The organism is Micromonospora sp. D93, from assembly GCF_018070365.1.
Lineage (GTDB): Bacteria > Actinomycetota > Actinomycetes > Mycobacteriales > Micromonosporaceae > Micromonospora > Micromonospora ureilytica.
Map to the genome: position 1 here is coordinate 296,071 of NZ_JAGPXW010000005.1, position 24,946 is coordinate 321,016.

A 24,946-nucleotide genomic window follows, 5' to 3' on the forward strand; every position below is an offset into this window, starting at 1 on the left:
GGCTGGCAGGGAGGGCAGAATCTCTACGACGGGTTGCGGGATGTTCCTGCACCCACCTCCTAACGCTGGCAGCGTAAGATACGCCCAATATCTTGCAATGAAGGGCCTTTAAAATGGCGAGAGCATCCAAGAAACCCACGGCGAAGTTGATCAAAAAGCCTACACCCTTCGGCCGACTGAGCGCCTACTCAATACGGGGACTATTCGGCATGCGCGACATATCATTCGCACTAGACTCCGCCGATCCCACTCTTTTAACCGGCGTTAATGGCACAGGTAAATCAACCGTGCTAAGAACTATCGACGCAATCGGCACGGGGCGATGGAATAGCCTCTTTTCTATCCCTTTCAGAGAGCTCGTCTTGCAATTTGAGTCAGGAATCGAGATCCAGGCATTCCAGACTGCCGAGAACCTCCGTTTGGAATTACTGGGAGAGAATGCTGAGCCCTGGAGCTTCCCCCGTGATTCCGAATCTTGGCCCCTAATCGTCGATACAGTCCGACAACAGCTCGTTGAAAATGCCAGTGGAAGCAACGCGTGGCATGTGTCGCGGCCATCCACCAACTGGAATACTACTTACGAATTCTTTCCAATAGAGGGCAGCCAAATTGACGTCGACACCTCGCCCTGGTTGGCGAAAATCGCGGATCGGGGTCGGTACCGCGAAAGACCAGAGTGGGTTGAGGGTATTCCTCAACGCTTCCCTGTCCTTTTTATTACCGACCAACGATTGGTGATCGAGCCTCCGCAGCAGGGATCTGGTCGCCGCGCGAGCGCTGAAGCGGTCGCGACGAAGTTTGCAGCCGAGGAGGCTGCTGCGAACATTGCAGAAGCGATTGCTTCTGCGCAGGCCAATTATGCAAGTACGAGCCAATCGCTCGACCGCGACTTCCCAAAGAGAGTCATTGAGGCCATCGCAAGACCTAGAAAAACCTCTGAGATTGAATTGAAGCGCCAACTCACGCTGATCGCTCGTCATGCCCGGGATCTGCGCCACGCCGCATTGCTTCCACCGGATGCTGAAGAAGAGTTCGCAGATCTCAACTTTTCGGCCGCCCACACTCGAGCCGTTATAGATACTTACGTGCAAGATGCTCGGGCGAAGCTCGACGTCCTCGAGCCGCTGCGCCGACGCCTGGCCTTGTTCTCCGAATTTCTCAACCAGCATTATCACTCGAAATATATTGAGTTCGACCCGCAGAAGGGTTTCGTCATAAGAGTCGAGGGCCGAGACGATCCTCTGCCACCTTCGAACCTATCCAGCGGGGAGCAGCAGATATTAGTTCTCGCCCATCACATTCTCTTCAGGGCGACTCCTGGCACTCTGGTGCTGATTGATGAGCCCGAGTTGTCGCTTCATGTGCTATGGCAGTCCGTGCTCGTTGACGACCTCAGCGAAATGGGTCGCGAGCGGAACTTGTCTTTCCTCTTAGCGACACATTCGCCGGCTCTCATCGCCGGCCGCGAGGATCTTCGCCGCCCACTGGATCCAAAGCGTTGATTCAATGCCCGACTATTCAGCCGCAGCATTGTTGTCCGACGCGCATCTTAGACTTGATGGACTCGGTCAAGAATATGGGATCCTTGTTGTCGAGGGCCCGGATGACAAAAGGCTATTCTACGGCCGTGTTCGTGATCCTCGCCAGATCGTCATAGCCAGCGGCAGAACACTGCTGCTTGCCGCCTACAGCCAGGCAGCATCGATCGATCGCCGGCGAATAATCTTCTTCACCGACTGCGATTACGAGGTAAGGCAGGGCAATCTTAGAGGCGGTGAGGGTTTGGTAATTACTGCTGGCACTAACGTTGAGTCTGATCTTCTTGAGCTGAACGCGCTGGCCCTCATCATTACCGAGATAGCGCCCTCTGCGATTGCCGACGAGCAAGTTCAGCGGATCGCGGATAAGGTGCTTGAGAAGGCAAAATCGGTGAGCTTGCCTATTGGTCGGATGCGTATGGCGGCTCAACCGCTTGGGGTTGACTTGAGCTTTGACGATCTCGAACTCAGTAAGTACTGGGACAAGCGCGGTCACTCATTCAAAGAAGCCAAGTTGTTGGATGTGCTCGAAGTAAAGATAAAGCAGGCCGGGCACGGCGTGGATTGGAAAGGCCTTGTCGAAGCAACGCCTACAGATGAGGGGATGTGCAATGGGAAGGACACCCTCCGAGCGGCCCGCTTCCTTCTTCATCACTATTACAAGGTTCCAAACCACATCACCGATAATCTGGTCCAAATGATGGTACGCATGTCTCTCGATGACTCGGCGTTCCGCCAGTGGTCCGTTGTCAAAAGAATTCAGGCGTGGGAAGGTCGGACCGGTCGGTTAGTTCTGCGATGATGGTCACGGACTACAATCAGACCAATTTGGCGTCTATCGAAGACGCGCGACCCAGGCCGAATGGCCAGCGGCCGGTCGCAGGCCAGATCCGTGGCAGGCAAGTAAAAATGTCGCTTTTAAATGTAGCGATAGTCCCGCATCCCGCGTTACTGCCGGTTGGGGTGGCGCGGCAGTCGGAAGCCCTCGACTCACGACCAGGCGACCCGCTGGCTTCCGTAGCGGCCTCCGTGGTCCCCATCCGTGGATGGGTTTGGACGAGCGCGTGCCGGAGCTGCTGGCGCACTTTGGGGAGACTGGTCTGATCGGGCTCGTCAAGGTTGACAGCGAGCGGGAGCACAAGCCCTGGACAGCGGTGATCTCAGGCCAGCGGCTCGAAGGTGCGTCGATGAGATGCCGCCCTCATTGCTTTCACCTCGGCAAGGTTCGACATCTCCTGGCGCACCTGATCATCGCCAGCCGACCCTTCGACCACATCCATCGATGGCCACGGTGGCGACGCCGACGCCAGCACCGCGTCACAAAAGCCCATTACCAGCGGGGATTTTATGTCACTAGAGGCGGCTGGAAAACTGATCACTCCGTTGGCGATGAGCGTAGCGACGCACCCGGGCAGCGGCGGCATCCTGTTGTACCGCCGCTGCCCGACGTTCTTCTCAGGAGCTGCAGGTGTTGAGCATGGCCTGTAGCGCGGACTTTTCCGACGACTGCAGTCTCAGGCTCCAGTTGTACTTCACGCTGATCCACATCTTGCTGTAGGTGCACCGGTACGACGACAGGGACGGCTGCCAGGTGGCGGGGTCCTGGTCGCCCTTGGACTGGTTGACGTTGTCCGTCACCGCGATCAGCTGCGGGCGGCTGAGGTCGTTGGCGAAGCTCTGTCGGCGGCTGGTCGTCCAGGAGTTGGCGCCGGAGCGCCACGCTTCGGCGAGGGGTACGACGTGGTCGATGTCGACGTCGGAGGCGGCGGTCCAGGTGGCGCCGTCGTAGGGGCTGTACCAGCGGCCTGAGGTGGCCACGCAGGAGCTGTCGACGACGACGGAGGTGCCGTCGCGCTTGAGGACCTGCTCCCGGGTGTTGCAGCTGCCGCTAATGGTGATCCAGTGCGGGAACAGGTCCCGGGAGTAGCCGCTGGTCGAGCCTTCTGTGGCCACGGTCAACGCGTTGAGCTGCGATTGCGCCGTCGCCTTCGATGGGATGCCCGGGGGCGTGGCGGACGCCGGCTGCGCGCTGACGCCGACGAAGCCAGCGCCTGTCACGACAACGGCGGCGGCAACCGCGACCGCATGCACAGCGCGGGGGAAGCGGGCAGAGAGTCGTATCCGCATAGCGGCCTCCTCGACATCGGGTAGACGGCAATCGTCTACAGCGATCATGTCCATCGAAGAGCGTGTTTGTGAAGAGAGAAGGAAGCAGCAACGAATCCGGATCGTCGCCTCGCTCCCCCACGCCGCGAGGCATGGAGGTATGGCAAGGCCGTGACCTGCGGGTGTAAGGCCGTGTAAGGCCGTGTGAGGTGCTGTCAGCACCGGCATCGGTATCAGCAGCCCATCCAGCTCCTACGGTCGTCTCACCGCCCCTTGCAGACCTCGGGAGGGAGACACCCATGGCGAGACGAACCTCAGCATTGCTCGTACACGCCGGTACCTTCGTGCTCGCGCTGGCACCACCGGTGCTGCTCTACCGGGTCGGCTGGATCAGCCCCGGGATTGTGTCGGCGGAACAGTTGCGCGTCTGGCTGAGCCAGCCACTGAGCGCCGATTTCCTCGCCTTGCTGGGGCACGTCGGGGCCTGGCTGCTGTGGCTGCTCCTTGCCGTTGCTATCGCGGAACACACCCACCAACACCTCGCCGATCGCCTGCGCTGGCACGTCGTGCTGCACTTACCCCGGCCACTGCAAACGCTCGCGGCGGTTCTGCTGGGCAGCACTGCCGTCACCACCGTGGCCGCTTTGCCCGCTGCCGCCGACAACACCACCGCGATGGACGCCGAGCCGCCACCAGACGCCCCATCGTCGGTAGGCGAGGAGCGACCTACTCCCGACGCCCTGGATGCCCCGCCCGCTCCCGCATCACGAGTGCCGCACGGGGAAACTCTGGGAACGCCGCCGGCCCTAACCATCTCCGTCCGATCCGCCGCGCTGCCGACCCTTCGCCAGGAAGCCGGTGCCAACGTGGCTCGCGCCACCCCGGGTGGGACGTGCCGAGTCGTCGCTGCAGACACCCTGTGGGATCTCGCCGCGAAGCATCTCGGTGACCCAAAACGCTGGCGGGAGATCTACACACTCAACCTAGGGCACAAACAGGCCAACGGGTACGCCCTCACCGACCCCGACGAGATCCACGTCGGATGGACACTCGCGCTCCCCGCCCGTGAAAGCACACCAGCACCTGCCCCACCTGATCCCACCGCTCCCACCCCTGGCAGCCCTGACGTCGCGACACCCGGGACAACCGACACCGCGCCCACCGCGCCGCCGCCCGCACCACCAGCCAGCGCCATACCGGCCCCCGACAACAAGACAACGAGTACGCCGAGGCCGCCCACCCCCGCGCCGGCCACACCGAGCGTCCCTGCCGACGGCGCGGCGTCCGCCTCCGAATCTCCCCCCGATCAACCAGGCGACGAGGCTGGGGTCACACTGCCGACGCAGGGCTGGATCAGCCTCGGCTTGGCCTCCGCCATCGCCGCCGTGGCAGCCCTGCTCCGTATCCACCGACGCCGCCACGCCCGGCTGATCTTCCCGGCACCCGTTAGCCCTGGGCCGCAACCCACCCTGACACCGCCGTCTCTCACTCACGTCGAGACCATCGGCAGCCGCGACCTCAGCACCGCCGTTGGTGACCATCACCGTGCCAGCCCTGCCGTGCCGGCTCCTGTCGGCGTCGACCTTGAGGGCAACGAGGTGAGCCTGTTCGACCTGCCCGGTCCTGGCCTCGCCCTGACGGGAGCCGACGCCATCCCGGCAGCGCGCGCCGTCCTCGCCGCTACCCTGACTACCGGCGTCACCTACGGCGCCACCGCCCGCCCGGTAGTCGTCACCACGGCGGACCTACTCGCCCGACTTCTCCCCCCAGGTGCCCCGATGATGGGGCTGGACCCCGACGGCACCGCCTACGACGGCGACCAGCTCATCGTCCTCGCCGACACCGCCGCAGCCATCACCCATGCCGAGGAAGAGATGATCGGCCGGCGGAGGATGTTGGACACCTTCGACACCACCACCATCGCGGATCTCAACGCACGCACCGACCACGCTGAGACGCAACCGCCGTACGTGCTGCTCATCGAGTCCACCCGTCGGCACGCCGCCCGCCTCCACGCCGTCGCCACCCACCGCGCAGCCCTCGACCTGCACCCAGTCATCCTCGGCCCCCACAGCGGCCTCCCCACTCTCGAAGTCACCGCCGAAGGCACTGCCACCAGCGACACGCCGTGCCCGCTGGCGCGGCTGTCCACCATCAGCGCGGACCACCTCGCCGCCGTACTCGCCATGCTCACCGCCGTCCAAGCTCGCCCCGAACCTGGCACCGACATCGACGACCCACCAGCCGAGACCCCGCCGGCCGCGGCGCCCGCCAAGACGACCGAGCCAGTACCTGCCCAGGCCGACGACACAGCGGCCCTCGTTCGGCTCAGGGTGCTCGGCCCGGTCACCGTCATCACCGACACCGGCCCGGTGACCACTGGAATGCGCAAGGGCTCTTATACGGTGCTCGCCGTGCTGGCCGCCCACCCCGCCGGCCGCACCCTCGACCAGCTCACCGCCGACCTACACCCTGACGTCGACCCGACCTCCGCCATTAAGCGCGTCCGCACCGATATCACCTCCGCGCGACGCGTCTTACGGTCCGCGACCGGCCACGACGAGCCGATGTTCATCATTTTCGACCCTGCCGCCAGCCGATACCTGCTGGATCCTCAGACGGTCGCGGTGGATCTCTGGCAGATGCTCACCGCCATCCGCCACGCCACCACTGCCGGCACCGACGCCGAGAGGCTGGCCGCGCTGCGCCACGCGACCGATCTGCATGCCGGTGACTTTGCCGAAGGCCACGACCACGCCTGGGTCACCGACTACGCCACCAGCTACCGCCATCAGATCCTCACCGCCTACGCGCGCATCGCCGAGATCCTCGAAACTGACCACCCCGATGGGGCGATAGCCGCTCTGGAACACGCCGCCGACCTCGACCCGATCAACGAGGAGCTGTACCAGCGAATCATGCGGATCCACGGTCGGCAACAACGACCCGACGCCGTGCGGCGCACCCTCCGCAGACTGGAGAAACACCTCGCCGACCTCGGCGGCACCGAACCGTCACAGGCAACCCGGCGCGTCGCCGAACGACAAGTCACCCCCGCCACATCGGCCATGGGAGGCTCGCGATGAGCGAGACGCGGCTCCAGCGGATGCAATGGGCCGTACGGGCGACGCTAACCCTGGGCGTGGCCGCCTCGGTCACCGCGAACATCCTGCACGCGCAGACGAATCCGATCTCCCAGGCCATCGCGGCATGGCCGCCGCTGGCCCTGCTGATCACCGTCGAGCTGGTCACCCGCGTACCCGTGCACCGACGAGCACTCGGTGTTCTCCGGGTCATCGCCGCCTCAGCGATCGCCGGCATTGCCGCTTGGATCAGCTATCACCACATGGTCGGAGTCGTCGCCCAATATGGCGAGACGGGCACTGTGCCGTACCTCTTGCCGCTGTCGGTTGACGGGCTGATCATCGTCGCCTCGATCTCGCTCGTGGAACTCGCCGCCCGCCGCCGCGAATGCGAAGGCCAGCCACACCCAGCACCGGCCGAGAGCCCGCCCGCCCCGCCATACCCGAACGCCCACCCCGCACCAGCGACGGAGAGCCTATCGACCGTGCCGGCCGCAGTGAGTCCCCTGCCCAAGCGCTCGCCCGCCGGGATCGACGCGGGCGTACGGCGCAGAGGCGAGGTTCCCGATCTCGCCGAGCATCCGCTGGACGGCCACAGTTCGCAGGACAGTGCGGGCGACCGAGCCCTCGACGGCGATCCACACAACGACGACGACCCCGACGACAGTGACCGAGACCTTCCCTCGGACCTCGTGCCGCTGCTGCCCGCCGCCCGCGCTGCCTGCACTGAGCTGACCCGCGAAGGCCGCGCCGTCAGCCGTGACGCCCTCGCTCGTCGGCTGCGCCGCAACGGCCACTCGATCCGCAACAGCGGCGTCTCGGAACTGCTCACCGCGCTACGCCGAAAGAATTGACCGGTCAATGGCTCCCGACCGACCATATCGATCTAGTACGCGGACGTCGGGCACTACTGAAGGCGGACCAAACTCGACCCCCAGGACGGCCATAACCTGGCCCGACGGACCTTGCATCGGCCGGGTGATCGCCGGGGCTTACGAGGCACTAGTTGCCAATCCGCTCCATCGCCTCCTCGGTTCGTGCAGCCTGCTCCTGCTCGGACAGTCTGGCGTAAGCAAGGGAGGACTCGCACCGCTCTCGCAGATCGTCTCGGTCGAACCAACGCAGCGGGTGGCGGGGGTCGGAGGGGTCGTGCACGCTCTGACCGTGCATCTCCATGACCACAAGATCGTGCCGTCGATAGTCGTGAGCCTCATCCGGCGGAAGGAGCGCGCCCATCATCCGGTCGCGCCAGTCCCATACAAGTTCGTGTCCGTCCTCTTCGTCCCAATAGCGCGGGGCCAGGTGCTCACGGTCGTTTAGACCTGGATACATGTCGAGCACGTCGCCGACGCTGGGCGGATCGGTGTTCATGATGACGATGGACAGCGCGTACTCGTCGGCCAGGCAAACGGGTCGGGGAACCCGACCTTCGCCCAGCTCACCGCCGACCCGCATGATGCGTTCACCCATCCGAACCAGCCAGTGGTTATTGACGTGAGTGAGTGCCAACTCAGGCAGGTCACGCAGAAGGTCTACCTCCCTGATGGATGCTTCTCCTTTGAGGAAAGCGGGGAAGCCACACCCGAGCGCGTGCTCGACCTTGAACTTTTTGCTCGTCATAGGAGCGAAATCGGAGAAGGCGACCGTGCTGTGGAGCGCCACTGCGTCGGCTGCGGTGAGCGGATCACCAGTGAACGAAGAGTTGAAGAACCGTACGAAGTCACTCTCCTCCAAGTCGGCTTTGGCCGCGTCTTCAGATCCCATCAGCTGATGGAATTCGGCCATGCTGAGGCGGAGAGCTCGGGCGAAGGCCCTGACGTTGTCAGCCTTGAATCCGTTCAGTTCGGTAGCGGTTTCAAGGCGACGCCACGTAGCTACGGAGACCTCGGCTCGTCGCGCGGCTTCCTGTTGGGTGAGCGCGAGCTCGATGCGGCGCTCGCGTACTGGATTGGTGGATCGACTTGCGGGCACCGGGGGCCTCCTGTAAGCGCTCAACGAGTACTCACAGGAGGTTAGCGCTCGTTGAGTACTTACGTCTAGTACTCCGGGACGTCGACGCGGCTCATCGGGCGCGGTATCCAAGGGGCGGCCTCGGTCTCGATGGCGTGCCGCATCCTTCGCGAGAAACATCGACAGACATGCCGGCATTCGGGTCCTGACGCCGACGGCGCTCACCAGCTGCCCGACCACCGCGAGTGAGCAGCATCCGCAGCGCCCATGCCTTCGCGCGGAGTTGTCGGTCCCGTCCCAGGTCGCGGCCAGCAGCAGGCTTGATCGTGGTGCCGAGGCCGGCGTGGATGGATCCTGATGCCGACCGGGCATCGTGCCGATCACTGCCAGAAGGAATCACCCGTGAACGATCAGCCGGCCGCGCTCCGCACCGTCGAGGTCGATGCCGACGTGTACGACGTGTTGGAGCGCACCGCCACCAGCCGAGGCACTGACATCAATGGCGCGTTGCGCTATCTGACCGAGGCCCCGACGCCTCGGACCGTTTCCGACGACGAGGACTGACCGGGCCCAACCAGATGAGTGCCGCCGGGACGCCGCTGCGCGGTCCCGGCGGCATCTCCCGTTTCAGGGCGTTGCAGGAAAGCGTCTCCGCTTGCGTCCGAGGCGGCAGCAAGAAGTCGTTGTGCGGTGCGTGGCGTGACGCCGAGTTGCCGCGCGAGGAGCACGCCGAGCCCGCGCCGGTCCCGCCCGGCGGCGTCGGCCTCGGCCAGAAGTTCGATCGCAGTGCGAAGGCGCGCGTCGTCGGCGTACGGGTGAGGCTGACGGGTACCCGTCGCGCCAGGAGTACGGCCGGTGGATTGCCGGCCCGTGCGGGCGTCGGCCACCGCCCATACGGTGCGCCGATACCACTGGCGGCGGATTCGCCCGTCCGACAGCTCCTCGACGCGGTCGGGATGGTCGAGCAGGGTGTCGGGCAGGTTGCGGTACGAGCCGTAACCGAGGACTTTCGCCGCCGCGCCCGAGCCGATGAGGTCCTCCGGGTTGCCGCGGCGGTCGACCTTCGTTAGCTCGGCGCGTTTAGCGGCTTGGTGCGCGGTGTGGAACGTCTCGATGTCGTCGAGCCAGAACCAGTCGCGGCCGTCGTGGCGGAAGCCTTCGGGGAAGCCGAAGTGGGCGCGGTGGCGGTGCCAGTGGTTGACCGTCGAGTACGCCGCGCCGACGTGCGCGGCGACGCCCGCCCGGTCGAGGGCGATGCGTCCGCCGATCATTCGTCGCGCCACGTGTCCATCCTCCCTCGGGTATCTCGCTGCGGCGCCGCCGGTCGAGGCGCGTGGGGTCCCTCCACCGTTAGGATCGGCGGCACGCTCGGCCCGGGTGGAGGCGGTCGTTGGTCCGCAGGCGACCCGGGTGGGGCGAGGTGGCCGGTGGGGTTGCGCGCACCCTCGGGTGTGCCCGCCGGCCACCGTCCCGCCCGGTCTACACGTGCGGGCGTAGCAGCCGCCACGCCACCTGCGCCATCCGGTCGACGCGCAGCGCTGCCAGTTTCGCCCGCGTGGCGGGCTTGAGCGCGTCATAGACGGTCAGGATCGCGGCGGCGGTGGTCATGTCCATCATCACCCCGTCGATCTTGCGGCAGTTGCCGTGTGTGACTTCGCGTAGTACCTCGATGACGCGCGGATCGCCTGCGGTGGCGTCGTCGGGTAGCGCGTCGAACTCGGCCAGTCCTTCGCAGTCCGGGCAGGTGACGAGGTGTGGGTCGTCGGTGATGCGGGTCAGCGGTCCGTCGTCGGCTGCGCACACCGCGCCGAGGCGGCGTTGGGCCTTCGCGTGGATGAACGTCTGCCGCTGGTGCCGTGCGGTGTCGGTCATGACGTCTTCTCTGTCGTGTCGGGCCAGATGCCGAGGGGGTGACCGGGGGTGATCTGGCCTCGGCCGGGTGCGAGGGTGTCGAACACTGCGGAGAACCTTTCGTGCAGCTCGCCCCGGGTCCGCATCAGGTGTTTGCCTCGGGTGAGCTTCGCGGGCATCGCGTCGGTCACGCGGCTGATCAGCCCGTACAGGTCGCGGGCCTCGATGAGGTCGGCGCACCCCTGACAGGCCGTCCAGCGCTCGCCCCACGCCTGGGTGATGGCGTGCTCGGTGTCGGTGCGGCGCACCCTGGCCGCGTGGTTCCGGGATCGGTAGTCGTTGACGGACACCACTTGCCCGGTAATCCGGCGCGCGTCGGTGACCTGGTTGGCGCATTGGTAGATCCAGGCGGCCTCGGGCGTGGAGCAGAAGTCGCATTCGATGATCGGATCTGGGATGTCGGTGATGGGTGCGGGCTCGGGGCGGTGGTCGCTTTGCTGGCCGCGTTGCTCGGCCGCGTGGAGGTACCCGACGATGAGGCCCAGGTCGTTGAAGCGGATGTTGAGCCCTCGACGACAGCGGCGGCAGTACATCGACTCCTGGCCCGGCGTCATGCCCGTGTCGAGCGCTGCCGCCTCGGCCGGATGGGCGAATTCCTCGGGACGTGGGAAGTGCGGTGGCATCACTGGTCGCCTCCGTCCTGGGTACCGGTGTGTGGCCGGGCGGGACCGGCGGGGTCAAGAGTCAACCCAAGGCGCAGGCGGGTGAGGTCGACCAGCCGTCGAAGGAGGCTCGCCGTTCCGCTGCTGAGGTCGGGGTCGTAGTCGTGGGCGATGCGGCAGGCGTCCCGCAGGGCCACGGCCGCCTGGGTGAAGGCGGCCTCCAGGGCGGCGTGGTCGTCGGCGCGAGTACGCCGAGCAACACGGTCGGCGGGGTAGGTGCGCTCGGTGCCGTTGGGAAAGCGCAGGGTGTAGCGGCGCGCGTAGGTGGTGTGCGGGGTCGAGTAGCTGACGTCGGTGACGGTGCCGAGGCGGTGTTCGGTGGCGTCGGACGGGGCGACGACGCGGGCGGTGTCGCCGATTTCCAGGGACCGGTACATCGGTACTCCGTTCACGGGGCGGGGTGATAGGGGTTCGTGGGGTGGTCGGTCTCGCCGTAGCCGTTGATCTCGAAGGCGATGAGCCGGTCGTCGGTCTCGGTGGTGTCGGCGTGCAGGTAGAGGTCGTCGGCGCGGCGTTTGATGCCGATCGAGACGCCGTGCACGTCGAGCACCACGTAGGCGGTCCGGTCGCCGGGCTCGCCGGGGTAGACGCGCAGGTTGAGCCGGGTCAGCACCTCGCCGCACACCGGGTCGACCGAGCTGAGCAGGGCGAGCGCTGCGGCGAGCTGATCGGCGCTGACCGTGCGTTGTCCGCCGCCGATGCCGCCGGTGTTCCCGGAGGCGTCGATTCAGGTCGTCATGCCGGCTCCCCCTCCTCGTCGCGAGGCTCCTGGCTGGCGCCGGTGGTGGGTGGGAAGGTGGCGAGAATGTCGCCGAGGATGCCGCCGCCTCGTTGATCGGTCAGGGTCGCGAAGGCGATAAGGGCGGTCCCGAGGGCGACCGCCTGTGCGGGGCTGTAGCGCACCCGTACCCGTGCGGCGTCAAGGGTGGTAGCGCGGATCTCGACGTGGCGTCGTTGCCAGATGGCAACAGGCAACTCCTCGTCCGGCATGGCCGTGACGGTCCCGCGCAGCGCCTCGCGCAGTTCGGTGCGTAGCGCCTCGCGCCGTTGAGCGGCGATGCCCTCCCAGCTCACGGCCTTCACCGTGATGGCGGTGCGGTCGTCGTCGGTAGCGCTGGCCGTGCGGGCGTGGAATCGTTCGGCGTTGCCGGTTGCCTGGGCGAATTCGGCGGCAAGGTTGAACAATCGTTCTGCGGTCATGCTGATACTCCGTACTGAGGTTGAGGGGTGTCGCCGGGGCGTGCCCCCCCGCCCGGGGGGGGTCCGGGGCCCCCCGGCACGACGCGGTCAGGGATGCTCGGGCGGTGGCCCGGCGGCGGCGTCCGGGGTTGCCGGTGCACCGGCGGTCCCGTCCGTGTCGAACGGCGGTGCGGCCTTGATGTGGGGTAGGCCGGGGTCGAGTTTCTGGCCGCTGCGGTCGAGGCTGAGCGCCCCGTATGCGGTCAGGTGCGCGCCGACGGCGAGGGCCTGCGTGCCGGTGAGCAGCACGACGAGTCGGCGGCCTTCGGTGCTGTAGGTGTGCAGCTCGACGTGGCCGTTGGTCAGCGGCCGGACCGGCAGGAACCGCTCGACCGTCGCTCCGCCGGGTGCGGTCGCCCAGATCGCTGAGCAGAGTGCGTTCCACTGCTCGTTGACGAGGGCTTCCCAGTGCTCGGCGCGGGCGATCAGGTGGGCGTGTTCGGCTTCGCTGGTCGAGTGTTCGGCCATCGCGCGGGCGACCTCAGCCGCCGCGAAGTGGCGGGACACCTCGTTGGCCAGCCCGATCATGGAGGCGGCGGTGGGCTCCGGCGCGAGCATGGGCTCGGCGGCAGGCGTAGGGACGGGTGCGGTACCGGTGGCGGGGTGCTCGCCGGTACCGGGGCCGGGCGTGGTGGCCCGGCCCCCGTGCCGGGCCATCTCAGACCGCCAGCAGCTCGAACGCGCGGGCCTTGAGGTCCGCACCGGCACCGGTCAGCGCCCGCGTGGCGCGGGCGAGGTCGGTCTTGGCGGGGGCGAAGTGGTCCACGTACTCAGTGATGGCCTGGTATCCGGCCCACCGGGTGCCCTTGATGGCCTTCTGCGTGTCCGCGTCCCTGATGAGGTAGCGCAGCGTGGCCGTGCGCTGCTTGGAGTTGTTCTTCGCCACGTCCGAGGCGTCGTTGGCGAGGGGCCACACCTGCGCGACGATCTTCTCGAACTCGCCCATGGTCAACGACTCGTTGATCATCTTTTCGGCTTCGGTCTCGAAGTCGCCGAATGCCTTCCACATCAGGCCGAGGGCCTGCCGCGCCTCGGCGATCTTGCTGGTGACGTTCGAGGTGTGCCGGAACGTGTACGAGCTGACCGACCGGGCGAAGGCCAGGTTCTGGGTGTTCTTACAGACGATCCGCACGGGGGTCGCATCGAGGCGTAGGGCGGCGGTGCCGTCGTGGGAGGTGGTGGCCGCGAGGTAGAGATCCATGTCGTCCACCCCGGCGATCTGCATCGCGGTGGGCAGCTTCATGGTGACGAACACCGAGCGGCCCTTGCGCATCGAGCCGGCGGTCTCGAAGTGCGCGCCGGAGGCGTCGACCAGGAGGTTGAGGGTCTCGGCGACCTGTTCGTTCTGCACCACGCTGTAGTCCTCACCGACCACGCCGAGATACTCCGTCTCGCCGGTGGCCGGGTTGGTCCGCACGGTCATGTACTTGTCGGAGCAGTCGACCTTCGTCACCCCGCGCTCGGTGACCTCGATGCCCTGAAGGGCGATCTTGCGGACCTCCCACCCGCCGAGCCACGCCTTGCTCATGACCTCCTCGGCGGTCATGCACTCGTCGGCCACAGTGCCAAGCTGATGCCAGGCGGTCAGCCGCGCAGAGGCGAACGCCGTCTGACCGTTCGCGAGAGTTTCCAGTTCGTGTGCCACGGTGGCACCCCTTCCGGATCGTTGGTGTTCGGGCGGGCGGCCCGGCCCGGGGGGTTGCGTCCCCCGGACCGCGCCGTCAACAACAATGTTGCCTACCTCCACAGGTCGATCAAGGCGATCGGGCGGAGTCGATGAAGGTTTCTGCGGCGAATCTGACGCCCGCCGCCGGGCGTGGCCTACCGGGTGTCTGTGGCCGGGTGTAGCTGTCCGTTCGGGCCGTACGCGTACGCGCGGACGGTTTTGAACGGGGCCGGTAGGTACACGGTGAACCCGTGTTCGGGGATAAACCGGGTCCGGTACGCGCGGGTGATGCCCAACAGGTACCGGTCGGGTTTGTCGCCGTGCGACCCCGGCGGGATGATGCCCGCCCCCGGACGGTCGGCACGGGCGCGGCGGTGCCGCCCGAGCGCCAGATGGGGGCACAACGACAGTGCGGCGCTCATGCACTCGGGGTGCCCCGGCGGATCGGCGTAGCGCATCAACTCAGCGGCCCGAGATCCGCCGAGAAACGCCACCCAGTACCCCATCGGCTCACCGCACAACGAACATCGGCGCTCGACAGCGAGGCGGGTTGAGGTGGTGGTGTTGATCGTGGTGAAGTCCACATGCGACCCGCCACCGGTCGGGTCGGGGTGGATGTTGACCGGCGGGATGGGCAGGCCGCGCCGCGCGTCGTGGGGACGCGCGGCCAGCGAGGGCGGGATGTCGGGTCGGTCGGTGGCCGGACCGGCAGCCGATGGGCCGGTCACGAGGCACCGGCCGCACGGGTGGACCGGGCGTCGGTCACGGTGACGTGCGGTAGCTGTGACCGCAACACGGCGAGCGCCTTCTCCCACTGCGCCTCAGTCAGGGGCAGGGTGACCGGTTCGAGGTTCGCGGCGGTCATCGTCACGGCCATGATGTCGGCCTCTTCCGCCGAGTCGAACACGGCCACCATGTCGCCCCCGGCAACCATGTAGACGCGAGGGTCACCGGCGGGCCGGGGCACCCGGGCGGTACGGCGATGTTCGGCCAGCCACCGGCCGACCACCTCGGCCGGGTCGCCGGTCATGTCGTCGGTGTCGTAGCCCTCGCCATCGAGCCATGCGAAATGATCGGCGACAGTCCAATCAGGATGGATGAGCCAGCTTTGCCGTACGGCCTGCCACATGGTCAGGCGCGCCGGAGCGCTGATCGGTTCGGCCGGTTGGGAGCCGTTCGGACCGGGCGCCGGGCATAGGGGGTGCCGTCGTGGTGGGACGTGACCGGACGCGGGGTGAATCCGTTGAGGAGCCAGTCACGCGGCGGTACTGGCCGGGCCGGTTCCCCGCATTCGGGGCAGCGCAGCCCCGGCGCGAACGTCGGGCCGTGGGCGTCGTGGTCGTGGTCGGGGTGGCCGTGAGGGGTGGTCATTGCCGTTCCTTCCGTGCGCTTGTGGGTGGGGCGTGCGGGTGCCGGGGCCGGGCGTGGTGCCCGGCCCCGGCGGGGCCGTCGGTCAGACCGCGACCGGGGCGGCGGCGGCCTCGTCGGTGCGGGCCTCGTCGCCGGTGGCGGTGTCGTCACCGGTGGGCGCGGCGGGGGTCTGGGGCGGGGTGAGGAACGCGCGGACCTCGGCGGTTGGGGCGGGCGCGTCGTCGGCGAGGGCGTAGGTTTCCGGGGCCTCGCGGGTCAGCACCAGCACCCCGGCCGTGGCCATCTTCCGCATGCCATTGCCGACCGCGCCGGGGCTGCGTCCGCCGATCTCACGGGCGACAGTGCCGGGGGTCACGTCGTGGCCGGGGCCGAGGTCGCGCATGAACGCCTCGACCCGGTTGCGCAACTCGTTCTTGCCCAACTTCGCCGACCCGTCGCCGTTGATCTCACCGGTGGTGCGGCCGGTGCCGGTGGCACGCCGGACCGAGGGGCGGCGGATCTTGCGGGTGTGCCCGCACGTCGGGCACGTGGTGTGCGTCGGTGCGTTGGCCGGGTCCACCGTGGCGAGGTCACCGTCGGCGATCACCCACAGCTCCTCGCCGTCCTCACCGACCGGCAGGCGACGCGCGGCACCGGCAACCTCCATCGCGGCGAGGACCCTGTCACCCATCGCGACCGACAGGCCGCTCTCGTTGATTGCCTCGTCAGCGGTGATCCCGTCCGGGTGCCCACCCAAGACCCCCGCCATGATCAACACCTTGAGGTCGGGCTGACGCGGCCCAACCGGCGCACCCGACACGGGCACCCCGGACACGGGGACGGCGGACACCGGGGCCTCGGGCAGCGTCGGCTCGTCCGCCGTCGCGTCGCCGTCGGCCGTGTCCGGCGTCGCGTCGGCGGTGCCTGGGGTGTCCTCGGCGGTCGTCGGCTCGTCCGCCGTCGCATCACGGCAGGCCGGGGTCGGCTCGTCGGCCGGGGTCGGCTGGTCGGTCGTGTCCGGCATCGTGTCGGTGGTGTCGCCGGTCGGGATGACGGGCTCCCACACGTCGGCACTCTTGCGGTTGCCGTTGGTCGGCCCGGGGGTGCGGGTGGCGGTCCCAACCGCTTCCATGTGCTTGAGCACCTCGGTGACGACCGGCAGGGACAGGTTTTCCTGTCCGGCCAACTTGCGAGCGGTCAGGCCGGGGTGGCGACCCAGCGCCTCGGCGACGACAGCGCGGGCCTCGTCGGTACCGGCGGTCAGGTTGGCGTTTGCGGTCATGACAATTACCTCCACGGAAAAGGGGTGGCAGCGTATTCCGCATCGCGCTTAGCGCGTTTGTTTGCGGTTCCGCTGGGGCCGTTGTTTCGGTGCCCACGTCCATGGACCCTCTGCACCGGATGATTGTCAACCCCGTTGTTCAAGACTCTTTCCGGAAACCGTTCCGGGTACCGTCATCCGCCTCTGCTTTAGGGATGACGTTCGGTCGGCTATAGGCATTGCGGGCGCTGTGGTCGCCGCTACCGGACGTTCGCCGGTCACGGGTGCGCCGGTGTGGTTGACGATCCGGCAGGCGTGCACGGCGCGTCGGCGTGGGTCCACTGTAGAGGGCGAACATAGCCCGGATGGGATCGGAATCGACCCGACGGGTCTCGGGCGTCAGTCGCACCGGCCAACCATCGAGCGATCCTCCTCGATGGACTGTGGCAAAAATCACTTCACGTCTTCCCGCCTCGTATAACTGTTCGGCGACTCTTTAGCAGGTCCTTTATTCGCCTCTTCTCAGCTCGGCACGATGCGCCGGATTGCCGCTACCTGGTCGGCCCATCCTGACAATTTGCTGATGCGTACCACGTCACCGGTTTTGGGGGCTTGCACGATGAGACCGGAGCTGATGAACATGCCGATGTGTCGGGGGTCGGCGCGGGTGCCGTCGCTGCCGGGGATCAGGATCAGGTCTCCGGGGCGTAGGTGCGCGACCCCGGGTATCGGGGTGCCCTCGTGTACCTGGTCGCGCGTGGTGCGCCCGATGGTGACCCCGGCCGCCCGGTACGCCTGTTGCATGAGCGAGGAACAGTCGCACTGTCGCCGGGGGATGCCCGCGTGCGGGTCGGTGCAGTCACCGCCGAAGGTGTACGGGGTGCCGAGTTGGGTGAGCGCCCACCCGATCGCGGTCACGACCGGCGGCGGGGTGCCCGCCGGAAGGGTGAACCCCGGCGGTAGGGACGCGGCCACGTCGGGCGGTAGGCCGTCGCCACCGTCGCAGACGACACCGCCGGTAAATCCGGCCACGATGGCGGCGGCACGGGCCTCGTGTGGGGCGTAGGCGTCCGGGTACGCGGAGCGTTGCACGGCTTGCGCCGCGTCGGTGAGCGGCAGCTCCTCCCACCGGGGCACCCGTTGGAGGCGCTCGTAAAACTTGCTGGCGGCGTAGTCGGGATTGGTGACCTGTTCGGGGGTGCCCCAGCCTTGCGACGGTCGCTGTTGGAACAGGCCCAAGGAGTCGTGATCGTTGGCCGGGCCGAGGTGCCCGTGGTTGACCAGGTTGGACTCTTGCAGCGCGGTCGCTACGGCGATCACCCACCCGCGCGGCGGCACGCTCATACGCTGCCCGACCGCCACGATCGCCGAGGCGCTGCTCGCCTGTTCGGCCGTGAGTCCGTCCGGGGCCGTACCGGGGGTGGTGACGGTGGCCCGGCATCTGCCAGCACCGCCACCACCGGAGAACACCCCCACGACCGCCCCGGCCCCAGCCGCGACGATGACCACCAGCACGACCACCACCGCACCAACCGCCCACGAAATCACCCGTCCCACGGCGCACCATCCCCCGGGACCGTGATGCCGGGCAGGTCTGCCAGGGTGACCTGTGCCGGGTCGCCAGGGACGCGCCATACCGGCCCGGCGGGGCCACCGTGGGCGGCGGCGTAGTCGTCGGTACCGGTCGCGACGCTCACGCCGTCCGGCACCCCGGCCCGGGATAGGTGCGCGTGCAGGTTGGCCTCCCGGACGGCGGTCGGTAGCCAGAACAGCACCGGGTACGCGCGGCGGGGGCCGAGGTCGGCGTAGCCGGTGAGTTTGTCAGCGACCCGGCCCACGGTCTCCGTGCCGAGGTCCATCTCCAGCCAGAACGGCACCGCCCGCCCGCCGGTGACCCACACGCCGTGACCGTCCGGGCGGACGAGGTTGCCGGTGGCCTCACGGCAGCGCGTCTCGTTCCACCACCGCCCCAACCGGACGCCGGACCGGTCCCGGGCGTGCGCGGTGAGCGCGACAAAAAACCCGTTCGTGGCGAGGAGGTGGTTCAACCTTGGAGACATGGCCAGCCGGGCGGTGTTGTCGCGCACAGCGGCCGGGCGCGGCATCGTCGCACCTCGTCCGGCCGCGAGCAGGGCCGCGCCGACCGGGCCGAGGGTCCACCGCCAGGATTGCGAGCCGGGCCGTTGATAGTGGCGGAACCGGTCGAGGATGTCTCGCGCGTACAGCAGGTTGAGCCGATTGCGGGCACGGCCGACCGAGCCGAACGCGAGCTGGGCCAGGTGGTCGGTGGTGAACGTGGAGTGCTGGTCGAGCAGGTCGAGGAGGAGACGGTCGCGGGGGGTGAGACGAGCGAGTTCACCGGCGACGACGGACGCCGTCAGGCGAGAGCTGCTGGCAGCTGGTGTACCGGTAGGAGGGATATCTCTTATCAGTCGGTTCCGGTCCACCAGTCCTCCTCACCGTCATCCACCAGCGGATATGACGCGTTTATGGGCGAGGATTCAGGCGAGCGTTCCCGGTCGTTGGAGTCCTCGTTGGACCCCTCGTTAGAACCCTCTAGTGAACCCGCCCCATGAACAGCGAAGGTGTTCCGACCGAGCGCCAGACCAGTGCCGTCACCGGCGCCGACACCACCGACATCGAGGTCGGTATCCGAGTCGCCGGTGGCCGCGTCGGCGAGTAACTGCCGACGCTCACCCATCGGCAGACCGGTGTGCTCCCGAGCCAGCCGGCGCAGCTCGGCAGCTCGGCCTCGGATCCGCTTGGGTGGGGCGATGGTGTCCGCGGTGACCGGAGGAACGACCCGCCCGCCGGCCACCGGCCGCAGCACCACCTCGTAGCCACCCAGGCGCATCAGGTCACCCTGATCGAGGTACGGCCGCACGTGATGCGCTTGATCGACGGCGTCTTTCGGGGCGAGGGCGAAGTACACCTTGTTGCGGGCGTTGGCGTCGATCGCCTCGGCCATGTCCCCGGACAGTTGGCCGAGGTACTGGTGGGCGAGGACGAAGGAGGTGCGCAGGCCGCGGGCTTCGGCGAGGGCATCGTCGATGCCGATGGGCAGGTGCAGGAAGTTGTGGCACTCGTCGAGCACGATGCTGGCGTCGAGCCGGTCGGCCTCACGGATACGGGCGCGGGCGGCGGTGGCCTGCCACAACCCCGCCAACAGCAGGGAGCCGATGAGTCGGGTGCCGTCCTCCCCGAGGACCCCTTTGGGCAGTCGGGCGAGCAGGACGCCGCCGTCGAGGATGTCGGCGAACCGGAACGTCGTGGCCGGCACCCCGAAAAGGGCACTCGCGAGGGGGTGCGCGAGGACCAGGCGCAGGCGCGACAGCAACGGCGCTACCAGGCCGGCGCGTTGCCCGGCGGGTAGGCCGTCGAAGCCTTCCCAGAACTCGCCGAGGGTGTTGCCCTCCCACGCCCCCAGCCGGTTCGTGACCGTCCGGACCCGCCCGGCCCGCCACTTGCTGTCCGAGAGCAGACGTGGGAGCTGCGCCAGGGTGGAACCGGGCAGGTGAGCCAGGGTGAGCAGACCGTGGTAGCAGATGTCGGCGGTACGGTGACCCCACCACCGCGCCCACACCTTCGACATGACGGAGGTGACGGCGGCGGCCACGTCGTGCGCGGTGCCACCGTGCACGGCCGGGTCGAGCAGGTTGATCGCCGGCGGGGCCAAGCGCTCGTCGGGGTCCACGATCACGAGGCGGTCCCCGCAGTCGGTCGGCAGCACGTCGAGCAGATCGCGGATCAGGTCGCCCTTGGCGGGGTCGAACGCGGCGACGCCGCGCCCGGCTTCGACGTCATCGGCGATCATCCGCAACAACAGACTGGTCTTACCGGTGCCGGTCGGACCGCAGACATGCAGGTGATGGCGGCAATCCTCCAAAGCGATCCCGACCCGCACGGCGGGGCCGGAGTTGGCGACGCCGATGACCTTCCCGGGTAGACCGCCCCGCTCGGCCGGCGGTACGAGATGGAGGCGGCGCTGTTCTCGGTTGGCTGGTGTAGGTGGGCTGTGGGCGGTGGTCATGGCGTGCTCCACACAGTCGGCGGGTCGCCGTCGGCCAGGTTGTCCGGGCCCGGGACGGAGGCCGGGGCGGGAGGGTCGGAGGCCGGGCGGCGCTTCGAGCGGCTTTTGTCTGCCGCAGGTGCGGCGGTGAAGACGTCGCGGCTGGCGGGGCGGCGGCGTGATGCGGCGGCGGGCATGCCGTGCGCGGACGGCTCGGCGGGCAGCCCGGCGAGGGCGGCGGCCTCGTCCACCGAGGCGAGGGTCATCCGGGAGGCGGGTACCCACCGCCAGGTCGCGGTGGGTTGGGCGCGGCGGAGCCGGCGGCGCGCGAAGTGCGGTGAGAGCAGCCCGAAACCGGAGGTGATGTCGGCGGCGGCAGCGCGGGCCGCCGCGACGGTCGGGCCGGTGGTGGTGGCATGCACCGCGACAAGCAGGTGCGGGGCGGCGGCCAGCTTTCCGCGCGCTTGGCGCGCCAGCTCGGCCAGGTACGGGTCCGCGCGGTTGGTTTGATGCTTGCGGGTGGTCGGACCGGGCGTCACCAGGTCGAGGACTCCGATGATCAGCGCCCGGAGGCCGTCTGCGAGCAGGCCGATTGCGCGGGACGCGCCGCTGCGGGGGCGGCGGACACGGTTGGGGTGGGTGGTGGCGCGGCGTAGCCCGGCGACGCGGCGGGCGGGGGCGCGGGTGACGTGGACCTGCAGCAGTCCGCCGCCGGTGCGGCCGGCGGCGGCGAGCCCGTCATACACCGCCCGGAGCCGGTCCTCCTCCGGCGGCGCACTGGCCTCCCACCGCTGGCCCCGGCTCGGCGCGGCGTCGTCCACCAGCGGTAGCCACTCCGGCTGGGTCGGCAGCAGCGCCACGGCGGCGACCAGGCTACCGGGTGCGAAGGCCGGTGGGCGGGTCTGTTCGGCGCGGGCACCGGGCCACGCGCGTTGCAGCAGCCGGAGCACGGCGGTCGGGTTCACGCCCGGGGGCAGCCACAGACCGCAGCGCATGCCGCGCGGGTCGGCTTGGACCTCCCAGACGAGGCGGTGCGGGCGCCACGACCACCGACTCGATGCGGGCAACGCCGTAGCGAGCAACCGCCACAGTCCGACGGTCGCGGCGGGGGTCGCCGACACCGGCGGGACGATCTCCAACCAGCGGGCCTGCCCGGCGTGGCGACGCCACACGCGCCGCCGCCACCACGCCCACCCGAGCCATGCGGCGACGAGCGCGGCGAGGCCAAGTAGCAGCAGCGGCCAGTGCGCGCTGACGAAGACCGCCGTCGCTGCGGGGGCGTTGTCGGCCCAGGTGCCGCACATAAGGTGCCCGATGATGGAGTCCGGGATGCCGTCGTGGCCGGGTACGCAGGTCGCGGACGGCGACACAGGGATGGGTGACGGTGTGGTGGTGGGCGATGGCGCGACGAGCGAGGGCAGTGGAGTGGACATGGCAGACTCCCAGGAGGTCAGCTGAGGTTCAGTGGCAGCCGGTGGTGGGGCCGGTGACGACGAGTTGGTGCTCGACGTCGGAGGCGAGGCTGTGAAACGCGACCCGGCTGTTGCCACAGGCGAGGAGCGCGTCTCCGCGTGCCGCGGACAGCAGGAAGGCCCGCTCCCCGTCGGTGAGCCCGAACGCCTCGGTCACCGCGTCGATGGCCTGGGGTGCCTGGCGTAGCAGCACCTGCGTGGCCGCGTTGCTGACCACGGCGCGGCCGACTTCGGTGCCGAGCACGTCGGCGGCGTCCTGGGTGACCACGGTCAACCCGGCCCCGTACTTGCGAGCGGATTTGGCGAGACGGAACAGGAACTTCGCGCCGAGCCCGGCGCGCAGCATCAGCCACGCCTCATCGACCAGCACCATGCGCCGCACATCCGGCGGCGATGAGTTGGCGACCGTGCGCCAGATCGCGTCCAGTGTCAGTAGCGTCCCGACCGGCTTCAGCTCGTCGGGCAGGTCCTTGATCGCGTACACCACCAAGTGCCCCTGCGGGGCGGTGGTCGTCGGCCCGTCGAACAGGCCGGCGAACGACCCGGACACATACGGATGCAGACGGGCGGCGAGGGTCCGCCCGGCCTCGCCGATCTCCGTCAACGCCTGCGCCACATTCGCCAGCAGCGGAGCGGGACGTCGCCAGGTACGCGGGTCGGTGGTGATGCCCTTCGCCCGATACGCGGCCAGGACAGCCGCGTCGAGGACCGGGACATCGTGTGGGTCGAGGGCGGCGGCGGTGTTGTCACCGGTGGTGAGCACCGCGACGAACGTCTGCATGAACAGGGTCCGCCGGAACAGAGCATCACCGCCGTCAGCGGCAGACAGGTCTAGGGGGTTGATCCGCACGCCGGGCGCGCCGGGGCGGATGATCGTTCCGCCGACGGCTTCCGCCAGCTTGAGGTATTCGTCTTCGGGGTCGACCACGAACGCTTGGACCCCGAGGTAGAGGTTGCGCAGCAGGTCGAGCTTGGCGAGGTAGGACTTGCCTTCACCGGAGCGGGCCAGGATGACGGCGTTGAAGTTCGACTGCGCCCACCGATCCCACACCACGACCCCGGCGGAGGCGAGGTTCAGACCGTAGAGCACACCCATGCCGGCATCCCCTGCGGTGACCGGCAGGTCTGGGCTGGTGAACGGGAAGCTCGCGGCGAGGGCGTCGGTGTCGAACACCCGGCGCATGCCGAGGCTGTCGACGGCCAGGGGCAGGCTGGTGATCCAGCCCTGCAACTGCCGCCACGTCGCCGGGGCCACATCGAGCAGCAGCGACGACGCTAAGGCTCGCACCTCCGCCACCCGGTCGGTGAGGTCGGTCTCGGTGTTGGCGTGCACGGTCAGGTACAGGCCGAGGCGGAACAGTCGGGCTTCGCCTCGGGCGACCCGCGCGGCCAGCTCGGCGGCGTCCGCCGCGGCGGCGTCCAACTCCGGGTCATCAAGACGCCCCTTCCCCGCGTCCGAGCGCCGTGAGGACTCCAGCCGGCCGCGCTGCTTACGCAGCCGGTCGGAGGCGACGACCGGGGCGACGGGTTCGATGTGCAGAGCGACGTCGACCCGGCCCGGATAGGACAGGATCGGCTCCAACCAGCCGGCACCGACCTCGGCCGGGTAGCCGGTCACCGCCAGGGTCGCCGAGTAGTTCTCCCCCACGTGCACGGACCTGCCACCGACCTCGACGGCGTCAGGGCTGCCGGGCAGCACCCCGCCGGTCGCGGTCGCCGGGCGGCTGCGGGAGAAATTGGGCAGCTTCATGCGTCGTCACCGTCCTGCAGGTCACGCCGTAGCTCTCGGATGCCAGCGCCCGCCCACGCGGGGTTGGGGGCGGCCGGGTCGAGGCAAGCGGCAAGGGTTGTCTGGGTGTCGTAGTCGTCCAGGACCGTCGCGGTGACCTCGCAGCCGGCCAGGGCACGCACCGCCTCCCGCGCCTGGTGGGCGGTGTGGCCGGGGCCACGCCGCCCGCGTACGGCGATGGTCACCTGCCGGTGCAGCAACTCCCGCCCGGTGGCGAGTTCGTCGAGGAACCTGGCGTGCGATCGGGCCGCCTCTTCCAGCGCCGGGTGTGGCAGGGCCGGGGCGCGGCGCTCGATGCGGTCGGCGACGTGGGTCAAGTCGACGCGCTGTGCCCGTACGAGGATCTGGGTCGGGGCGTCGAGGCTGTTCAACCAGCGGGCGAACCCGGCGACGAGGCCGTTCTGCTCGCCGGGTGAGCGAAGCCCGAACGCCACCGTGGAGGCCGACACCAGTGCGGTGGTGCCGTCCGGCCCGAGGTCGATCAACCCGTCGGCGATGATGCCCGTCGCGGGCAGACGCAGCGGTGCCGGGAGTGGCAGCTTGTCACCGCGCCCCCCGGTGGTTGCCATCCATGGCGGGGCCGGGCGGATTTCCTCGTCGGTGGGGACGAGGCGGTGCGGGGTGCGGCGGTGCCGGATCGCGGCGAGTAGCCAGGTGTCGAGGCTGATCCCGTCGCGGCGGCCGACCGCGAGGAAGAACGCCGCCCCGGCGACCGGGATCGTCCCGGCGATGAAGTACAGCGGGTTGACGACCGTCGCGAGGGCGGTCCAGACCGCGTAGAGGATCAGCGCGGTAACGGTCAGAACGACCACCTGGCGCAGGGTCAGACCGAACACGATCCGGTCGGGTCGTTCCACATCGGCCGGCACTCGTGCTCTTAACGGCTCATCGAACGTTCGTCGTGGCATCG

Annotated in this window: 23 protein-coding genes and 1 pseudogene; 5 read left to right on the forward strand and 19 right to left on the reverse strand. The window is 68.5% G+C overall.

Features of this window, described 5'->3' with window-relative positions; all coding sequences use genetic code 11:
• The first annotated feature begins 209 nt into the window (after positions 1-209).
• The gene (locus KBX71_RS08945) at positions 210-1,502 is read left to right on the forward strand and encodes an AAA family ATPase (protein WP_210817510.1); all 1,293 of its coding nucleotides are present in this window, start codon (positions 210-212) and stop codon (positions 1,500-1,502) included.
• Positions 1,503-1,506: 4 nt separating this feature from the next.
• On the forward strand, positions 1,507-2,340 hold the full coding sequence (locus KBX71_RS08950; protein WP_210817511.1) for a hypothetical protein: 834 nt from the start codon (positions 1,507-1,509) through the stop codon (positions 2,338-2,340).
• Positions 2,341-2,993: 653 nt separating this feature from the next.
• Here the strand turns inward: KBX71_RS08950 and KBX71_RS08955 are convergent.
• The gene (locus tag KBX71_RS08955; protein WP_210817512.1) at positions 2,994-3,665 is read right to left on the reverse strand and encodes a DUF1524 domain-containing protein; all 672 of its coding nucleotides are present in this window, start codon (positions 3,663-3,665) and stop codon (positions 2,994-2,996) included.
• Positions 3,666-3,943: 278 nt separating this feature from the next.
• Between KBX71_RS08955 and KBX71_RS08960 the strand changes: the two genes are divergently transcribed.
• Both KBX71_RS08960 and KBX71_RS08965 read left to right on the forward strand, forming a co-directional pair.
• Positions 3,944-6,730 carry a BTAD domain-containing putative transcriptional regulator gene (locus KBX71_RS08960; RefSeq protein ID WP_210817513.1) on the forward strand — a complete coding sequence of 929 codons (2,787 nt, stop codon included), beginning with the start codon at positions 3,944-3,946 and terminating at the stop codon, positions 6,728-6,730.
• A complete protein-coding gene (locus tag KBX71_RS08965; RefSeq protein WP_210817514.1) occupies positions 6,727-7,581 on the forward strand; it encodes a DUF2637 domain-containing protein in 855 nt (284 codons plus the stop codon). The genes KBX71_RS08960 and KBX71_RS08965 overlap by 4 nt, the downstream gene beginning before the upstream one ends.
• Before the next feature lie 148 nt (positions 7,582-7,729).
• Here KBX71_RS08965 and KBX71_RS08970 read toward each other — a convergent pair whose 3' ends face one another.
• The gene (locus KBX71_RS08970; protein WP_210817515.1) at positions 7,730-8,698 is read right to left on the reverse strand and encodes a helix-turn-helix transcriptional regulator; all 969 of its coding nucleotides are present in this window, start codon (positions 8,696-8,698) and stop codon (positions 7,730-7,732) included.
• 381 nt (positions 8,699-9,079) lie between these two features.
• Between KBX71_RS08970 and KBX71_RS08975 the strand changes: the two genes are divergently transcribed.
• Complete coding sequence (locus tag KBX71_RS08975) at positions 9,080-9,241, forward strand: hypothetical protein (protein WP_210817516.1); 162 nt, start codon at positions 9,080-9,082, stop codon at positions 9,239-9,241.
• A 95-nt stretch (positions 9,242-9,336) separates the two neighbouring features.
• Here the strand turns inward: KBX71_RS08975 and KBX71_RS08980 are convergent.
• The 17 genes and pseudogenes from KBX71_RS08980 to KBX71_RS09060 all read right to left on the reverse strand — a co-directional run.
• Positions 9,337-9,948 (reverse strand): annotated as a pseudogene (locus tag KBX71_RS08980) (hypothetical protein); the annotation flags it as partial.
• A gap of 208 nt (positions 9,949-10,156) precedes the next feature.
• Entirely contained in the window at positions 10,157-10,549 is a 393-nt protein-coding gene (locus KBX71_RS08985; protein ID WP_210817517.1) for a hypothetical protein, read from the reverse strand.
• A complete protein-coding gene (locus tag KBX71_RS08990) occupies positions 10,546-11,211 on the reverse strand; it encodes a hypothetical protein (protein WP_210817518.1) in 666 nt (221 codons plus the stop codon). Before KBX71_RS08990 ends, KBX71_RS08985 begins: the two co-directional genes overlap by 4 nt.
• On the reverse strand, positions 11,211-11,627 hold the full coding sequence (locus tag KBX71_RS08995) for a hypothetical protein (RefSeq protein WP_210817519.1): 417 nt from the start codon (positions 11,625-11,627) through the stop codon (positions 11,211-11,213). Before KBX71_RS08995 ends, KBX71_RS08990 begins: the two co-directional genes overlap by 1 nt.
• A gap of 11 nt (positions 11,628-11,638) precedes the next feature.
• Entirely contained in the window at positions 11,639-11,977 is a 339-nt protein-coding gene (locus tag KBX71_RS09000; RefSeq protein ID WP_210817569.1) for a hypothetical protein, read from the reverse strand.
• Between the two features lie 8 nt (positions 11,978-11,985).
• Positions 11,986-12,450 (reverse strand): hypothetical protein, encoded by a 465-nt coding sequence (locus KBX71_RS09005; RefSeq protein WP_210817520.1) that lies wholly within the window; start codon positions 12,448-12,450, stop codon positions 11,986-11,988.
• A gap of 87 nt (positions 12,451-12,537) precedes the next feature.
• Entirely contained in the window at positions 12,538-13,146 is a 609-nt protein-coding gene (locus KBX71_RS09010) for a hypothetical protein (RefSeq protein ID WP_210817521.1), read from the reverse strand.
• 1 nt (position 13,147) lies between these two features.
• Positions 13,148-14,134, reverse strand: coding sequence for a DUF932 domain-containing protein (locus KBX71_RS09015; protein WP_210817522.1), 987 nt, complete (start codon positions 14,132-14,134; stop codon positions 13,148-13,150).
• A gap of 176 nt (positions 14,135-14,310) precedes the next feature.
• Positions 14,311-14,883 (reverse strand): hypothetical protein, encoded by a 573-nt coding sequence (locus KBX71_RS33590; RefSeq protein ID WP_307847013.1) that lies wholly within the window; start codon positions 14,881-14,883, stop codon positions 14,311-14,313.
• Positions 14,880-15,185, reverse strand: coding sequence for a hypothetical protein (locus KBX71_RS33595; RefSeq protein ID WP_247683118.1), 306 nt, complete (start codon positions 15,183-15,185; stop codon positions 14,880-14,882). Before KBX71_RS33595 ends, KBX71_RS33590 begins: the two co-directional genes overlap by 4 nt.
• A gap of 423 nt (positions 15,186-15,608) precedes the next feature.
• Positions 15,609-16,787 (reverse strand): MarR family transcriptional regulator, encoded by a 1,179-nt coding sequence (locus tag KBX71_RS09030; RefSeq protein WP_247683119.1) that lies wholly within the window; start codon positions 16,785-16,787, stop codon positions 15,609-15,611.
• A 501-nt stretch (positions 16,788-17,288) separates the two neighbouring features.
• Positions 17,289-18,323 carry an NlpC/P60 family protein gene (locus KBX71_RS33600; RefSeq protein WP_307847014.1) on the reverse strand — a complete coding sequence of 345 codons (1,035 nt, stop codon included), beginning with the start codon at positions 18,321-18,323 and terminating at the stop codon, positions 17,289-17,291.
• Positions 18,311-19,147 (reverse strand): replication-relaxation family protein, encoded by an 837-nt coding sequence (locus tag KBX71_RS09040; protein ID WP_210817571.1) that lies wholly within the window; start codon positions 19,145-19,147, stop codon positions 18,311-18,313. Before KBX71_RS09040 ends, KBX71_RS33600 begins: the two co-directional genes overlap by 13 nt.
• Before the next feature lie 47 nt (positions 19,148-19,194).
• Complete coding sequence (locus KBX71_RS09045; protein WP_210817523.1) at positions 19,195-20,796, reverse strand: type IV secretory system conjugative DNA transfer family protein; 1,602 nt, start codon at positions 20,794-20,796, stop codon at positions 19,195-19,197.
• On the reverse strand, positions 20,793-22,208 hold the full coding sequence (locus tag KBX71_RS09050; RefSeq protein WP_210817524.1) for a hypothetical protein: 1,416 nt from the start codon (positions 22,206-22,208) through the stop codon (positions 20,793-20,795). The genes KBX71_RS09045 and KBX71_RS09050 overlap by 4 nt, the downstream gene beginning before the upstream one ends.
• A gap of 28 nt (positions 22,209-22,236) precedes the next feature.
• Positions 22,237-23,997 (reverse strand): VirB4 family type IV secretion system protein, encoded by a 1,761-nt coding sequence (locus tag KBX71_RS09055; protein ID WP_210817525.1) that lies wholly within the window; start codon positions 23,995-23,997, stop codon positions 22,237-22,239.
• Complete coding sequence (locus tag KBX71_RS09060) at positions 23,994-24,944, reverse strand: PrgI family protein (RefSeq protein ID WP_210817526.1); 951 nt, start codon at positions 24,942-24,944, stop codon at positions 23,994-23,996. Before KBX71_RS09060 ends, KBX71_RS09055 begins: the two co-directional genes overlap by 4 nt.
• Between the last annotated feature and the right edge of the window lie 2 nt (positions 24,945-24,946).

Coding starts and splice junctions, on each gene's coding strand:
- KBX71_RS08945 (WP_210817510.1), top strand. CDS start 210: ATGCGCGACATATCATTCGCACTAGACTCCGCCGATCCCACTCTTTTA.
- KBX71_RS08950 (WP_210817511.1), top strand. CDS start 1,507: ATGCCCGACTATTCAGCCGCAGCATTGTTGTCCGACGCGCATCTTAGA.
- KBX71_RS08955 (WP_210817512.1), bottom strand. CDS start 3,665: ATGCGGATACGACTCTCTGCCCGCTTCCCCCGCGCTGTGCATGCGGTC.
- KBX71_RS08960 (WP_210817513.1), top strand. CDS start 3,944: ATGGCGAGACGAACCTCAGCATTGCTCGTACACGCCGGTACCTTCGTG.
- KBX71_RS08965 (WP_210817514.1), top strand. CDS start 6,727: ATGAGCGAGACGCGGCTCCAGCGGATGCAATGGGCCGTACGGGCGACG.
- KBX71_RS08985 (WP_210817517.1), bottom strand. CDS start 10,549: ATGACCGACACCGCACGGCACCAGCGGCAGACGTTCATCCACGCGAAG.
- KBX71_RS08990 (WP_210817518.1), bottom strand. CDS start 11,211: ATGCCACCGCACTTCCCACGTCCCGAGGAATTCGCCCATCCGGCCGAG.
- KBX71_RS08995 (WP_210817519.1), bottom strand. CDS start 11,627: ATGTACCGGTCCCTGGAAATCGGCGACACCGCCCGCGTCGTCGCCCCG.
- KBX71_RS09005 (WP_210817520.1), bottom strand. CDS start 12,450: ATGACCGCAGAACGATTGTTCAACCTTGCCGCCGAATTCGCCCAGGCA.
- KBX71_RS09010 (WP_210817521.1), bottom strand. CDS start 13,146: ATGGCCCGGCACGGGGGCCGGGCCACCACGCCCGGCCCCGGTACCGGC.
- KBX71_RS33595 (WP_247683118.1), bottom strand. CDS start 15,185: ATGACCGGCGACCCGGCCGAGGTGGTCGGCCGGTGGCTGGCCGAACAT.
- KBX71_RS09030 (WP_247683119.1), bottom strand. CDS start 16,787: ATGACCGCAAACGCCAACCTGACCGCCGGTACCGACGAGGCCCGCGCT.
- KBX71_RS09045 (WP_210817523.1), bottom strand. CDS start 20,796: ATGACCACCGCCCACAGCCCACCTACACCAGCCAACCGAGAACAGCGC.
- KBX71_RS09050 (WP_210817524.1), bottom strand. CDS start 22,208: ATGTCCACTCCACTGCCCTCGCTCGTCGCGCCATCGCCCACCACCACA.
- KBX71_RS09055 (WP_210817525.1), bottom strand. CDS start 23,997: ATGAAGCTGCCCAATTTCTCCCGCAGCCGCCCGGCGACCGCGACCGGC.
- KBX71_RS09060 (WP_210817526.1), bottom strand. CDS start 24,944: ATGCCACGACGAACGTTCGATGAGCCGTTAAGAGCACGAGTGCCGGCC.